Genomic DNA, 15,103 nt, shown 5'->3' on the forward strand with positions numbered 1-15,103 from the left:
TTGACCGGGACGCAAGATTGTTTGACGCCGGCGTCAAGTCGGGCCAGCAGGGGTGCCATGGCGACAGAGCTGGAAAAATCGAGCGCGCACGAGGTCGCATCGCCGCGGGTCGACGGGCGCCGCGAACGCGGGCGGTCGAGCCATCGGCGCATCGTCGAGGCGATGATGGAGCTGATCGTCGGGGGCGACCTGTCGCCGAGCGCGGCGCGCGTCGCCGAAGAGGCAGGCATTGGGCTGCGCACCGTGTTCCGCCATTTCGACGATATGGATGCGCTGTATGCCGAGATCACCGCGACGATCACCCAAGAGGTGATGCCGATCGTGATGGCGCCCTATCCCGACCAGCCGTGGCGTGACAATATCCGCGAGCTCGTCGGCCGCCGCGTCCGGGTGTTCGAAACGACGCTGCCCTTTCGCCTCGCCGCCAATATCAAGCGCTATCAGTCTCCCTTCCTGATGGGGCAGTATAGCCGCGTCGTGATGCTGGAGCGCGAGTTGATCCTGCGGCTGTTGCCGGCGGCGGTGCGCGCCGACCGGATCGGCGTCGAGGCGCTGTGCGCTGCGCTTTCCTTTCATAGCTGGCGCACGCTGCGCCACGACCAGAGCCTGTCGGCCGAGGATGCGGGAACGGTGATGGAGCGAATGGTCGAGGCACAGATGGCGGCGATCGCCGCCGATTGAAATGCCTATCTGCGTGCGCGGCGCCGGCGGCGCAGAGCCCAGATCAGACCCGATAGCAGGAGGGCGAACGCGCCCACCCACAGACCGAAGCGGATCAGGCGCGGCTTGCCCTGTTGTTCGAAGGCGTAGCGGTTGATCTGTTCGTCGGCGGTGTAGCTCGCGGGCATGTCGAGCACGCCGTTCGCCTTCGCATAGGCGCGATAGTCGGCCATCATCGTCTTGAAGCGGTCGGGTTCGGCGGCGGCAAGGTCCCGCGTCTCGCCGGGATCGGCCTTGAGGTTGAAGAGCCGCCACTCGCCGTCGCCGGTCGGCGCGAGGTTGCGCACCAGCTTGTAGTCGCCGCGGAACAGTGCCGCATTGCCCGACAGCTCATAGCCGAGCGGCGCGTCGCCATGGACGCTTCCCGCGCCGCCCTTCAGCATCGGAACGAGGCTGCGACCGGTCACGGGCTCGACCGCCCTGCCCCGCCAGCGTCCGCCGTGGCCGGGCACCCCGGCAAGCTCGGTCAGCGTCGGCAAGATGTCGGTGACGTGCGCGAGGCCGTCGCTGATGCCGCCCGCGCGAATGACGGCATGGCCGGGCCATGCGATGATCAGCGGGACGCGCAGGCCGCCCTCGGTCGCGCTGAACTTGTAGCCCGAAAGCGGCGACGCCGCCGCGCTCGCCCACCCCGGCCCGATTGCGGAAAAGCTTCCGCGCCGGCCGATGTTCGCGATCGACAGGTCATATTGCATGCCTAGGAACAGCCGGTTACGCAGGCTATTGAACGGATTGGTCGGCTCGGCGCCATTGTCCGAGAGGAATACGAAGATCGTATTGTGATAGTCGCCGGCCGCCTTGAGGTGCGCGACGAGGCGGCCAACCTCGCGGTCCATCGCGGTCGCCATGCCGGCATAGGCCTGCATCACGCGCACCGCCGCGGCGCGCTCTTCGTCGCCCAACTTCTTCCAGCCGGGCGTCGTCGGCATGGTGACCATCGGCACACCCGAAGGCACGATGCCGAGCGCCGCCGCGCGTTTCGCGCGCGCTTCGCGGAGTGCGGTCCAGCCGTCGCGATACATCGCCGAATAGCGCGCGATGTCGCTGTCGGGCGCCTGCACCGGAATATGATTGGCGAGGAAGTTGATCGAGGCGAGGAAGGGTTTGCCGCTCGCGCGCCCCTCCTCGATATAATCGATCATCCGCTGGACGACGAAGCGCGACGAATAATAATCGCTCGGTAGAGTCGCGGGTTTGCCGTTCTCGGTCCAGTTCGCCTTGTCGTACATGCCCTCGATCGGACGCTGTTCGAAATTGTCGGCGCCCGCGTCGGCCAAGCTGAAGGCGCGATCGTAGCCGCGCGCGTGCGGCAGCCGCGTGGCGTCGCTGCCGAGATGCCATTTGCCGGTAAGATAGGTGCGATAGCCCGCCGCCTTCAAAAGCTCACCGATCGTCACGACGCGGTGATTCATCACCGTGTCGTAACCGGGCTTGCCGCGATGTTCGTCGGGGATCGTCTCGGGCATGTTGCCGAGGCCGTTTCGGTGGTTCATCACCCCCGTCTGCAGCATGGCGCGCGACGGCGAGCAGGACCCCGCGACATGGAAATTCGAGAAGCGCATCCCGGCATAAGCGAGCGCGTCGATATTGGGGGTCGCGAATTCGGCGCCGAAGGAGCCGACGTCCGAAAAGCCCCAGTCGTCGGCAAGCAGGATGACGATGTTCGGACGGCCCGGCGCAGGCTTTTCAGGTTGCGCCTGCGCGGGCGCCAAGGCGATCAGCGCGCTGATTGCGATGATGGCAGCACGCCGGGACCCGCCTAAGCGACCCAGCATTTAGTGGTCCTCCTGCGTACTGCCATCACTCCCACCCCCTCGGGATGTGACACTTACTATGTCAATATATTGGGGAGTCAATGGGGCGATGCGAGCGACCTCGATCTCAACGTTCGCGATAGTCCGGCGCGCGCTTTTCGAGGAAGGCGGCGAGCGCCTCGCGATGATCCTCGGTCGCCGAGAGGATAACCTGCTGCCGGTCCTCGATCGCCATCGCGGCCTCGAGGCCGGGCGCGTCGATGTTGAGATTGAGCGCCTGTTTCGAGAGGCGGAGGCCATAGGGCGAGGTCGCGAGCATCTCTTCGGCGAGCGCGAGCCCGCGGTCGAGCAGCGCCTTTTCCTCGACGATCTCGCTGACCAGCCCGGCGCGCAGCGCACGTTCGGCGTCGATAAAGCGGCCGGTCAGGATCATCTCGGACGCGAGGCTAACGCCGACGAGGCGCGGCAGGAAATAGCTGGAGGCCATGTCGCAGCCGCCGAGGCCGATGCGGATATAGGCGGCGTTGCAGCGGAACGACGGCGCCGCATAGCGGACGTCGGACGCGAGCAGCAGCGACAGCCCGCCGCCGCACGCCGCGCCGTGGCCGAGCGCGACGATCGGCTGCGGGCAGGCGCGCATCTTGCGATAGATGTTGCCGATGCTGGTCTGGGTGCGCAGCGTGCGCAGCACCGGCGTCTCGTCGGACGAACGGTCCTCCTGGATGTCGAGCCCGGCGCAGAAGCCGCGCCCGGCGCCGCGCAATATGACGACGCGAACATCGGTGCGTTCGGCAAGCCCGCCAAAATAGGCATTGAGTTCGTCGACCAGCCCTTCGTTCAGCGCATTGAGCCGTTCAGGCCGGTTGAGCGTCGCGATTTCGACTGCGCCGCGGCGTTCGACCAGCAGCTCTCTCACAAGGTCTGCCCGTCGTCGACGGTGATGACGCTGCCGGTGATGCCGAGCGCGGCATCCGAACAGAGCAGGAGCAATGGCGCGTGGAGATCGCTCGGCGGGCGCATCCGCTGGCGCGGGAAGCCCTTCACCATCGCCGCGCCGGCTTCGCTGTCGAACAGTTCGGCGGTCATTTCGGAATCGAAATAGCCCGGCTGGATCACATTGACGCTGATCCCGCGCCGCGCCCATTCGCGGGCGAGCGCCTTGCCCAGATGGCGCACCGCCGCCTTGGTCGCCCCATAGACCGAGGTCGCGGGAAACACCTTCTCGGCCGTGATCGAGCCGATGAGGACGATGCGGCCGTGCTGCCTTTCGCGGCTGCCCGCCTTGTCGAGACGCTTCGCGCCTTCGGTCGCGGTCAGGAAGACGCCGCGGACATTGGCGGCGAGCAGGAAGTCGACTTCGTCGACCGACAGGCCCATCGCCATCTTCTCGGTCGCGACGCCAGCGTTCGCAACGACAGTATCGACCGTGCCGAACGCGGCCTCGGCGGCATCATAGGCGGCCTTGGTTGACGCTTCGTCGGTGACGTCCATGCTGACGGCAACCGCCTGCCCGCCCGCGGCCTGGATCGCGGCTACCTGTTCGGCGAGCTTGTCGGCGCGCCGCGCGGCGAGCACGACCTTCGCCCCCGCAGCGGCGAGCGCTTTTGCAAAACCTGCGCCGAGCCCCGAGGAAGCGCCCGTCACCAGCGCGACGCGCCCGGTCAGATCGAATTTGGGTTGCTCGGACATCATCTTCCCTTTCCTTCGCTTGCTATGCATTTGGTCGCGATTGACGTTCACGTCAACGGGCAGGGCCACGGGGAAAGGGAGATACGGGGTTGACGAAGCTGCTTTGTTCTCTTAATGTTCTTCTTGTGCACAACGAACCTCATCCCCCGTCGCGGCTGCCGAGCGTGGCGGGCGGGGGATAAAGGTCCGGTCGACGCCCTTCGCCGGGCACGGCGGCGGCGCGTCAGGGCGTATGACGGGCGGTCGACAGCGAATAAGGCCGTGCGTCCGCCGCCTTCCCCCACGCGGCATCGGGCTTCGCCTGCATCGTGAAGCGGAGGGTGCCGCCCGCGCGGATCTCGGCGTCCGAAATCCAGCTGCGCGTCAGCGGCTTGCCGTTGAGCTCGACCCGGCCGACATAGGGATTGGCGTCGGACAGACCTTCCGTCTCGACGGTGAAACGCTTGCCGCCGGGCAGGCCCAGCACCGCACGATCGACGAAGGGGCGCCCGATCACATATTGGTTCGACCCCGGCGCGACGGGATAGAAACCGAGGCCCGTGAAAACGAGCCAGGCCGACATCTGGCCGAGGTCATCGTTGCCCGACAGGCCGTCGGGGGCGGGCTTATACTGGCTGTCGACGATCTGCTTCAGCCGCTCCTGCGTCCGCCACGGCGCGCCAGCGTAAGCGTAGAGATAGGCGACATGGTGGCTCGGCTCGTTGCCGTGGATATATTGGCCGATCAGTCCCGCGATATCCTCGGCATGGCTATAGTCGAGCTTCGAAATATCATAGTCGAACATCGCGTCGAGCTTGGCGATCGTCTTGGCATCGCCGCCGAGGATGCGGAAGAGCGCGGCCTGATCCTGCGGGACGAACCAGCTATATTGCCAGGCGTTGCCCTCGGTATAGTCCGAACCATAGTTGATCGCGGTCGGGTCAAAGGGGGTGCGGAAGCTGCCGTCAGCCTTGCGCGCGCGGAGCCAGCCGGTCTTAGCGTCGAAGCTGTTCCGCCAGTAGCCGGCGCGCTTGTAGAAACGGTCGGCGATGTCCTTGCGGCCCATCTTTTCGGCCATGCGCGCGATCGTCCAGTCGTCATAGGCATATTCGACCGTCTTCGACGCCGCCTCGGGCTCGCGGTCGATCGCGACATAGCCGAGCTTCATATAGTCGTCGAGCCCGCCATAGGGAGCATATTCGGCGCTCGCGACCATAGCGTCGAGCGCCTCGTTCGCGTCGAAATCGCCCACGCCCTTCATATAGGCGTCGGCGATCACCGGGACGGCGTGATAGCCGATCATCGTCCAGGTTTCGCGGCCGTGGAATTGCCAGACGGGTAGGATGCCGTGCGGGCTCGCCTTGCGGCTCGCGACAAGGGATTTGACGATGTCGGTGTTCGTCTGGCCGGGCGCGACAAGCGTCAATAGCGGGTGCTGCGCGCGGAAGGTGTCCCAGAGCGAGAAGGTCGAACGGAAGGTGAAATCCTTGGCACTGTGGACCGCATCGTCGGGGCCCCGGTAGCGCCCGTCGACGTCGCTCCATACGCTCGGCGCGAGCAGGCTATGGTAGAGCGCGGTGTAGAGGTTGGTGCGCATCGGCGCCGGCGCTTCGATCTGAAGCGCGCCCAAAGCCTTGCGCCATTCGCCTTCCGTGCGCGCACGGACGGTATCGAAGTCGGCGCTTTCGGCGTCCAGGTTGGCGACGGCGCCCGCCTCGTCGACGCCGGAGAGCGCAACACGCACTTCGAGCGGACCGGCGAGTTCCCCGAAATCGAGCCGCGCTTCGAGCGCCTTGCCGAGCTTTTCGGCGAGCGCATCGCTGCCGCGGCCGGGGGCCTGAAAACCCTTGTAGGGAATTTTTTCGTCGCGATCGAGGAAGGCGTGGGATTTAAGCGGCGCGGAGAAGCGCATCGCGAAAAAGAGCTTGCGCCCCGGCGCCCAGCCGCGCGTTTCGCGGAAACCGGTGAGCGTGCCGTCGGGACGAAGGTGCAGGCCCGACCAGAGGATCTTGCCCGGATAATCGTAGAGCGACGAGCGAAGGTCGAGAAGCAGATGTGCCTGCTTGCCCGCCGGGAAGCTATAGCGGTGGATGCCGACGCGCGTGCCCGCGGTGAGTTCGGCGCGGATGTCGCTGTCGGCGAGCGTCACGGCATAATAGCCGGGGCTCGCCTTTTCTGTGTCATGGCTGAAGCGCTGGCGATAGCCCGCGCCCGGCTGCTTCGGGTCGCCCGGATCGAGCTTCACTTCTCCGACCTGCGGCATGATGAGGATGTCGCCAAGGTCCGAATGGCCCGCGCCCGAGAAATGGGTGTGGCTGAAACCTTGGATCGTCGGGTCGTTGTAGCTGTAGCCCGCGGCATGATCGTAGCAGTCGCGGATCTGGCAAGTCGCGTCGGTGTCGGGCGATAGCTGGACCATGCCGAAGGGCGCGGTCGCGCCGGGGAAGGTGTGTCCCTCGGGGCCGGTGCCGATCATCGGATCGACGAAAGCGAGCGGATCGGGCGCCGGTTGTTCGGCGAAGGACTGGATCGGCAAGAGGGCGAGCAGCGCGGCGGTCGTCAGGCGTTTCATCGCGCCCGTGTGCCGCGAAGGCACCGCCCTGTCCAACGGCGCGGCGCTCGCCCTGCTCACGCTGCGACCCCGACCGCGTCCATCGCGAGCGCGATGGCGCCGAGCGGCCCCGCCATCGTCCCGAGTTCGGGCGCGATGACATAGGCGCCACCGCCGGGGACCTGCATATAGCCCGCGAGGCTCGCCTCGAGCCGCGCGTTGATCCGCGGGAGCAATTGCGGCTGGCCGGCGAGCACGCCGCCGCCCATCGCGACGCGCATCGGTCCAGTCGTGCAAGCGAGCGAATGGACCATCGATGCCAGCGTGTGAATGATCGGCTCCCACACCGGATCGTCCGCCGCCACGTCGGCCAGCGACCGGCCGCCCAGCCGGGCCTTCAATGCGGTGCCCGAGGCGAGGCCTTCGACACAATCGTCGTGGAAGCGGCAGACGCTCGGCACCTCGTCGCCCGCGAGGCGCGGGACGAGGATATGACCGATCTCGCTGTGGCTGAAGCCGCGCGTCGGCTTGCCATGGACGACCAGCCCGACGCCGACCCCGGTTCCAACAGTGACATAGGCGAAATCGTCGAGGCCGCGGCCGCTGCCCCAGCGAATTTCGGCGAGCGCGGCGCCGTTGACGTCGGTGTCGAAACCGATCGGAACGGGAAAGGCCGATTTCAGTGGACCGAGCAGGTCGGCGCCTTCCCAATCGGGCTTGTTCGTAGCGCCGATGCGGCCATAGTCGGCCTTGGCGGGATCGACCCGGATCGGACCGAAGGACGCGACGCCGATACTGCAAAAACCGGGCGAGCGTGCCCAGCCATCCAGCACCGCCAGGATCGCGGGCAGCGTTTCCGAAGGCACGGTCGTCGCGATCGTGCGCTGATCGCGGATGTCGCCCGGACCTGCAGCGAGCGTGCAGATGCATTTGGTGCCGCCCAGCTCGATGCCGGCGAACAGGCGCACTTCGCCGCAGTCTGTTACAGGGCTATCCATCAGCGCCACCCCTTCGCCCGATCGGCCCGGCTTGTGGAGGGCGCCGGGCTGCAGCGCAGGCCGAACATGGCGGGATTTGGAGAGATTTCACAACGCATTCCGTTCTTATCATTTTCTTTTCGCTATCAAAAACTTGTCGCAAATTTGCGTCATGCGGGGGCCGAGCCGAAGGAAGGCGGGCGGGCGACCTTCGCGGTGCCGAATTGCGACGGCTTGGCGCCCATCTCGAAGACGAGTTCGCCGCCACCGATCAGGTCGGAATGCGCGATCCAGTTCTTGCTCCACGGCTTGCCGTTCCAGGTGACCGCCTGGACATAAGGACGATCGGGGCCATTGCCCTCGGCGCGGACGGTCAGCGTCTTGCCCGCGCCGACCGTGACTTCGGCCACATCGAACAAGGGCGAGCCGAAAACATAGACTGCGCTCACCGGATCGACCGGGTAGAAGCCGAGCGCCGAGAGGATAAACCAGGCGCTCATCTGGCCGCAATCGTCGTTGCCGATCACCCCGTCCGGGTCGTTCTTGTACATTTCGGTCAAGAGCCGCCGGACCATCGCCTGCGCCTTCGCGGGCGCGCCGCAATAGGCGTACATGTAAGCGACATGATGGTTCGGCTCGTTGCCATGCGCATATTGGCCGACGAGCCCCGAAATGTCGGGCGGCGCATTGTCGGGCAGGGTCGAGGGCGCGTTGAACAAGGCATCGAGCTTTTTCTCGAACGCCGCGTCGCCGCCGAAATGCTCGATCAGGCCGTAGACGTCATGCTGGTTGAGGAAGGTCGCCTGCCAGCCGTTCGCCTCGGTATAATCGCGCCATTTCTTGACATTGTGGCCGATCTGGACCGGATCATAATCCTGCCACCAGCTTCCGTCCTTGAAGCGCGGGCGCGCGAAGCGCGTTTCGGGGTCGATGACGCCGCGGTAATTCTGTGCGCGCTTGCGCAGCGCCGCTGCATCTTCCTTGGCGCCGACCGCGTCGGCGAGATGCGCCATCGCCCAGTCGTCATAGGCATATTCCTGCGTCCGGCTGACCGACTCCCATATCTCGTCGCACGGAATGTAGCCGAGATCATAGTAGAAGCCGCGCCCGAGCGTGCTGTCGATATCCTTGTAATCGCGGTCGAAAGCGCGGCGGCGGATATTGGGCCAGGCGGCGGCATAGTCGGCCTCGATGCCCTTGGCGTGCGCCTCGGCGAGCACCGAGACGCCGTGCCAGCCGATCATGCACGCAGTCTCGACCCCCTGCAGCGGCCAGACGAGCGGGCCCGCTGGGCTTTGCGCCGTCTGGCGGCAGATATCGCGGGTCAGGAGTGCAGCGCGATCGGGATCGATCAGCGTCAAGAGCGGGTGGAGCGCGCGATAGGTGTCCCACAGCGAATAGGTGCTGAACGCCTCCTCGCCTTTCGCGGCCTGATGCACCTGCCGGTCGAGCCCGACATAGCGACCGTCGCGATCGGTGAAGAGCGTCGGCGCGAGTTGCGCGTGATAGAGCGCGCTCGCCATGATGACGCGCTGCGCCTCGGTGCCGCCCGACACGCGGACGCCGCCGAGCGCCTTCGTCCATGTCGCGCGCGCGGCCTTCACCGCGCCATCGAAATCCCAGGCGGGCGCCTCCTGTTCCAACGCATCGCGCGCGCCCTTCACGTCGACCGCCGAAAGGCCGGTCTTGATCATGATCGGCGGACCACCGGCATCGTCGAAGAAGAAGGCGACCTTGAGCTTGTTGCCCTTGATCGACTTCGCCCCGTCGGCGGCGGGCTTGCCGTCGTCGCCGAAGAATTGGACGCGGTCGGGCCTCCGCGACATCCGCATCGCGAAATGGATGTGCCGGCCCTTGGCCCAGCGATTGACCTGCCGGCTGCCGGTGAGCGCCCCGTCCTCGCCGATGTCGAGCGACGCCTTTTCGACGACAATGCCCTTGTCCCAGTCATCCTCGATCGCGTGCGCGAAATCGATCAGGATATGCCCTGCCCCTTGCCCGAAATGATAGCGGTGCAGCCCGCAGCGTTCGGTGACGGTCAGCTCGGCGAGCACGCCCGTCTCGAGCTTGACGCGATAATAGCCGGGCTCGGCATGTTCGTCCGAATAACGCTGGCGAAAGCCCTCGCCCGGCTTTTCGATCGTGCCCGGTTCGAGCTTCAATTCGCGCCGCGTCGGCACGACCAGCACGTCGAGCATGTCGCCGATGCCGGTGCCCGAGAGGTGCGTATGGCTGAACCCCATGATTGAGCCATCTTTCTGGTGATAGCCCGAACAAGCATCCCAGCCGTGGGTATTCGTATCGGGGCTCAATTGCGCCATCCCGAACGGCAGCGACGCGCCCGGGAAGGTGTGGCCGTGCCCGCCGGTGCCGATGAAAAGATTGGGCTTGCCGACGGCGAGTTCGCCGCCCCCGCCCGCGACGCGCGAGCAGCCGGCCGGGATCGCGCCGCCGAGCGCGAGCAGGCCGGTGGTGGCAAGAAGCTGGCGGCGGCTGGTCGTGATCATCGTCGCCCCTCCGCTCACAGCGGCCGCGACAGCAGCGCGGGGCGCTTGTCGGCGACTTCGACGATCAGCTGGCCGAACAGCGCGTTCGCCCAGGCGAACCAGCTGCGCGTGAAATTCTTGGGATCATCCTTGTGGAAGCTTTCGTGCATGAAGCCGGTGCCGCCGTGCGTCGTCTTCAGCCAGCGCAGGCATTGCAGGATCGTCGCATCGTCGTCGGCGTTCATCGCCCGGGTGATGATCGACATCGGCCAGATCATGTCGAGGCCGATGTGCGGGCCGCCGATGCCCTCGGCCGCCTTGCCCTTGAAAAAATAGGGGTTGCGGTCCGACCAGGCGAGTTCGGCGGTGCGGCGGAACAGCGGGTCGTTCCTGTCGACGACATCGATCAGCGGCAGGCCCGACAGGCTTGGCACATTGGCGTCGTCCATGAAAACATAATTGCCGAAGCCGTCGATCTCATAGGCCCAGACCTGACCGCCCCTGCCGTCGTCGATCAGCGCATGCGCTTTCAGCGCCGCCTCGACCTCGGCGGCGAGCGCCTCGGCATCGGTCGCCGCCGCATTCTCGCCGCGCGCTTCGCGGTGGACGGCGGCGACCTTGCGCAGCACCGAAACCGCGAACAGGTTCGACGGGATCAGGAAGGGATAGAGGCAGGCATCGTCCGACGGGCGGAACATCGAGTGGATCAGCCCGATCTTCTTCGTCGGTCGGCCATAGCCGCCGAGCATCAGACTGTCCGACGGCTGGAGCGCGGGGCGTTGGAATTTATATGGCCCGGGCCCGTCCTTGCGCTGCTGCTCGCGGAAGGTCGCGACCGCGAGCTTCATCGCCCGCGACCATGTGTCGTCGAACGGCGCCTTGTCCTTGGTGCGCGTCCAATATTCGTGGGACAGGCGCATCGCATAACAGAGCGAGTCGATTTCCCATTTGCGCTCGGCGACGCCGGGCTTCATCTCGGTCTTGTCGGTCTGCGACCATTCGAGCTTCGACGGCGCGGTCGGATCCTTGTCGAAGGCGTTGGCATAGGGATCGATCAGGATGCAGCGCGCTTGCCGCTGGATCAGCCCCTGGAACAGCCGCTTGAGCTTGGCATCCTTGGCGACGAGATGGATATAAGGCTGCACCTGCGCCGAGCTGTCGCGCAGCCACATCGCCTCGATATCGCCGGTGATGACGAAGGTGTCGGGGCGGCCGTCGAGCGTGCCTGTCTGGACCGTTGTGTCGAGCGTGTTCGGGTAGCAATTTTCGAATAGCCACGCGAGTTCGGGGTCGGCGATCTTCGCCTTCACGCGCGAAATCTCGGCCTCGATCGCCGGGCTGGTGAAGGCGCGCTCGCCGGGCGCGGGGCGCTTGCTGGCGAAGCTGCGGGCGGCAGCGGCCCGCGCGGCGGCCGGCATCGCCGCGGCGAGCGCGAGCGCGCCGGCGCTGGCCATGATTTCGCGGCGATTAGGGGTCATGCTCATCTCCGAATTCATTTGGAAGGCGCGCTGATCGAGAAGGGTGCGTCGGCAGGGGCGGTGCCCCATTGCTTGTTGGGCTTGGCACCCATCACGAAATCGACCGTTCCGCCCTCAGACAGCGCGCGGTGGGTGAAATAGGTCCTGGTTTGCGGCTTGCCGCCGAGCGCCACCGACTGAAGATAGATGTTGGCGTCACTGTTGTTCTTCGCATTGATCGTCAGCGTCTTGCCATTGGGCATCGTCAGCTCGGCTTTCTGGAACAGCGGGCTGCCGATCGCATATTCGCCCGTCGCCGAGGCGACCGGATAAAAGCCCAATGCCGAGAAGACATACCAGGCCGAGGTCTGGCCATTATCCTCGTCGCCCGGATAGCCGTCGGGCGCCGACGAATAGAGCTTTGCCATGATGTCGCGCACATGATGCTGCGTCTTCCACGGCGCACCCGCCCAATTATAGAGATAGGGCATGTGCTGGATGGGCTGGTTGCCATGGGCATATTGGCCCATGTCGACGATCTGCATCTCGCGGATCTCGTGGATCACCTGCCCATAATAGCTTTCGTCGAAGATCGGCGGGGTGGTGAAGATCGCATCGAGCCGCTCGACGAATTTCTCGCGTCCGCCCATCAGTTCCATCAGCCCGTGGACGTCCTGCATCACCGCCCAGCTATAGTGAAGCGCATTGCCCTCGGTGAAGGCGTCGCCCCACTTATAGGGATTGAACGGCGTCGCCCACGAACCGTCCTGATTGCGGCCGCGGATCCAGCCGCTCTGATTGTCGTAGAGCTTCTGGTAGTTGAGCGCGCGCTCCATATATTTCTTCGCATCGGCATCCTTGCCGAGCAGCTTGGCGAGCTGCGCGATCGAGAAGTCGGCGGTCGCATATTCGAGCGTGCGCGCGGCATTTTCGTTGATGTCGACGTCATAGGGGACATAGCCGAGGCGGTTGTAATATTCTGCGCCCTCGCGCCCGACGGCGGCGATGACCTTGCCCGCCTTGTCCTTCGGGCGGCCCTCGCTCGTCGTCGCATTCTTGATCATCGCTTCATAAAGCGTCTCGACGTCGAAGCCGCGCACGCCGTTGTAATAGGCGTCGGCGATCAAATTCGCCGAGTTCGAGCCGATCATCACGTTGCGATAGCCGGGGCTCGCCCATTCGGGCAGCCAGCCGCCCTGCTTGTAGGTGTTGACCAGCCCCTGCATGAACTGGCTGTCGCGTTCGGGATACATCAGCGCGAAGAAGGGGAAGACCGCGCGCCAGGTGTCCCAGAAACCGTTGTCGGTGAACATGTAACCGTCGTGCACCTTGCCGTCGTACGGGCTGTAGTGAACGATCTTTCCGTTCGCGTCCTTTTCATAGAAGGTGCGCGGGAATTGCAGCATCCGGTAGAGCGCCGAATAGAAGGTGCGGATCTTTTCTGCGTCGGGGTCGGTCACGCGGATGCGCGAAAGTTCCTTCTCCCACTCCGCCTTCGCCTTGGCCTGCGTCGTGTCGAAGCTGTCGTTGCCGATTTCGGTGCGCAGGTTGCGGAGCGCCTGTTCGGGGCTGATGAAGGAGGAGGCGACGCGGACGTGGACCTTGTCGCCCTTCTTCGTCTTGAAGCTGAACACCGCGCCGACATGGTCGCCTTCGCGCGCGAGCTCGTTCGTCGGCGCATTTTCGCCTGCCCAGGTGCGCGCGAGGGTGAAGTCGCGGTCGAATTCGGCGACGAAATAATTGTGGAAATTGTCGGGCACGCCGCCGTGATTGTTGCGGACATAGCCGGTGATGCGGCGGTTCTTGACGTCGACCTTGACCATCGAGCCGCCCGCGAGCCCGTCGAGCAGGATGTGCGAGTCGTCGCTTTCGGGGAAGGTGAAGCGGAACTGCGCGGCGCGCATCGTCGGCGCGACCTCCGCGGTCACATCATAGTCGGCAAGATAGACCTTGTACGAATAGGGGCGCGCGACCTCGGCCTTGTGGCTGAACCAGCTGCCGCGTTCCTGCTGCTTGACCTTCACCGGCCCGGTTTCCGCCATCAGCGCGAAGGCGGCATAGTCGTTCATCCACGGGCTCGGCTGGTGCGTCTGCTTGATGCCGCTGATCTTCTCGCCATCATAGGTATAGCCCCAGCCGCTGCCGGGCTCGCCGGTCACGGGGGTCCAGCTGTTCATACCGAAGGGCACCGCGACCGCGGGATAGGTGTTGCCGTAGGACAGGCGATAGCTCGAATCGGTGCCCATCAGCGGGTTGACGTAATCGACGAGCGCGACCTGGCTGGCGGTCGATTGTGCGAGCGCCGCGGGCGCGCTGACACTGGTCAGCACGAGCGCGCTTGCGGCGGCGCCCAGCATCATCTGGCGGATCGTCTTCACTTCGTCTCTCCCCTGTTCGCCTCTCGGGCCGGCAGCGGGCGCGCGGCGACGCCCTCGTTCGTCATTTTTACCGGCGCGATCGTGCCGTCGGCGTTGAAGATCATGCGGTCGATCGCGAGCTGGCGCCGCTCGCCCGAATCCTCATCGAGCGGGCGGCGGTGATAGGCGATGTACCAGTCGTCGGTGCCGGGCACATTGACCACCGAATGATGGCCCGCGCCGCGCGCGATCTTGAAATCCTGCTGAAGAATCTTGCCCATCGGCTTGAACGGCCCGGTCGGCGACGGACCCATCGCATAGGCGACCGAATAGTCGGGACCGGTCCAGCCGCCTTCCGACCACATCAGATAATAGACGCCCTTTCGCTTCACCATGAACGAGCCCTCGACATAGCCGGGGGGCGTGATTTCCTTGAAGGTCGTGCCGTCGGAGAAGGGGACGATCGAGGTCAGGTCGTCGCCCAGCCGGACGACATTGCAATGCTTCCAGCCGCCATAATAGAGATAATGCTGCCCGTCGTCGTCGCGGAAGACGAACTGGTCGATCGGCTGCGCGCCATTGTGGAAGGCATCGATCAGCGGCTTGCCGATCGCGTCCTTGAACGGTCCTTCGGGCCGGTCGCTGACCGCGACACCGATGCCGCCGAGCTGATCGTCCGACTGGATGTCGTTGGCGCCGAAGAAGAGATAATATTTTCCGTCCTTCTCGATCGCCGACGGCGCCCACACGGCATAGGCGGCCCACGCCACATTCTCGATGTCGAGGGCGTGGTCATGCTTTGTCCAGTGAACGAGATCGGGCGATGAAAAGACGTTGAAGAAGGTCTGGAAATGATAGGAGGGCCGGACCGTCTTCTGTTCGCGCAGCTTTTTCTGCTGCTCGTTGAAATGCTCGGACAGATCGGGTGTCTCGCCATGGTCCGAATAGGTCGGATAAATCCAGTAACGATCGCCGAAGACGCGGATTTCGGGATCGGCGTACCAGCCGGGGACGATCGGATTCTCCGCCGCGGCTGGACCGCCCGTCAGCAGTGCCATGCCCAGAAGCAGCGATTTCAACCCGACACGCACTTCGCGTCCCTCCCCCATTTTCGCGTTACGAACCACCGAAGC

10 protein-coding genes are annotated in these 15,103 nt (G+C 65.2%); 1 reads left to right on the forward strand and 9 read right to left on the reverse strand.

Features of this window, described 5'->3' with window-relative positions; translation table 11 throughout:
- Nucleotides 1-57: 57 nt before the first annotated feature.
- Complete coding sequence (locus E5675_RS14215) at nt 58-681, forward strand: TetR/AcrR family transcriptional regulator (RefSeq protein ID WP_136175090.1); 624 nt, start codon at nt 58-60, stop codon at nt 679-681.
- A gap of 5 nt (nt 682-686) precedes the next feature.
- On the opposite strand, the gene E5675_RS14220 is transcribed toward E5675_RS14215, so the two are convergent.
- The 9 genes from E5675_RS14220 to E5675_RS14260 form a co-directional block, all read right to left on the reverse strand.
- Entirely contained in the window at nt 687-2,495 is a 1,809-nt protein-coding gene (locus tag E5675_RS14220) for an arylsulfatase (protein ID WP_136175091.1), read from the reverse strand.
- Nucleotides 2,496-2,601: 106 nt separating this feature from the next.
- Nucleotides 2,602-3,390, reverse strand: coding sequence for an enoyl-CoA hydratase-related protein (locus E5675_RS14225; RefSeq protein WP_136175092.1), 789 nt, complete (start codon nt 3,388-3,390; stop codon nt 2,602-2,604).
- Entirely contained in the window at nt 3,387-4,163 is a 777-nt protein-coding gene (locus tag E5675_RS14230) for an SDR family NAD(P)-dependent oxidoreductase (RefSeq protein ID WP_136176496.1), read from the reverse strand. The genes E5675_RS14225 and E5675_RS14230 overlap by 4 nt, the downstream gene beginning before the upstream one ends.
- A gap of 223 nt (nt 4,164-4,386) precedes the next feature.
- Nucleotides 4,387-6,714: a GH92 family glycosyl hydrolase gene (locus E5675_RS14235; protein ID WP_136175093.1), complete on the reverse strand. Its 2,328-nt coding sequence runs from the start codon at nt 6,712-6,714 to the stop codon at nt 4,387-4,389.
- Nucleotides 6,715-6,770: 56 nt separating this feature from the next.
- Nucleotides 6,771-7,691: an ROK family protein gene (locus E5675_RS14240; protein WP_136175094.1), complete on the reverse strand. Its 921-nt coding sequence runs from the start codon at nt 7,689-7,691 to the stop codon at nt 6,771-6,773.
- A gap of 149 nt (nt 7,692-7,840) precedes the next feature.
- Nucleotides 7,841-10,177: a GH92 family glycosyl hydrolase gene (locus tag E5675_RS14245; RefSeq protein WP_136175095.1), complete on the reverse strand. Its 2,337-nt coding sequence runs from the start codon at nt 10,175-10,177 to the stop codon at nt 7,841-7,843.
- Nucleotides 10,178-10,191: 14 nt separating this feature from the next.
- Nucleotides 10,192-11,634, reverse strand: a complete 1,443-nt coding sequence (locus E5675_RS14250) for a glycoside hydrolase family 125 protein (RefSeq protein ID WP_136175096.1) — start codon at nt 11,632-11,634, stop codon at nt 10,192-10,194.
- Nucleotides 11,635-11,648: 14 nt separating this feature from the next.
- Nucleotides 11,649-13,973, reverse strand: coding sequence for a GH92 family glycosyl hydrolase (locus tag E5675_RS14255; protein WP_136176497.1), 2,325 nt, complete (start codon nt 13,971-13,973; stop codon nt 11,649-11,651).
- 14 nt (nt 13,974-13,987) lie between these two features.
- On the reverse strand, nt 13,988-15,061 hold the full coding sequence (locus E5675_RS14260) for a glycoside hydrolase family 43 protein (protein ID WP_247594631.1): 1,074 nt from the start codon (nt 15,059-15,061) through the stop codon (nt 13,988-13,990).
- Between the last annotated feature and the right edge of the window lie 42 nt (nt 15,062-15,103).

Origin of the sequence: Sphingopyxis sp. PAMC25046, from assembly GCF_004795895.1 — a bacterium.
Lineage (GTDB): Bacteria > Pseudomonadota > Alphaproteobacteria > Sphingomonadales > Sphingomonadaceae > Sphingopyxis.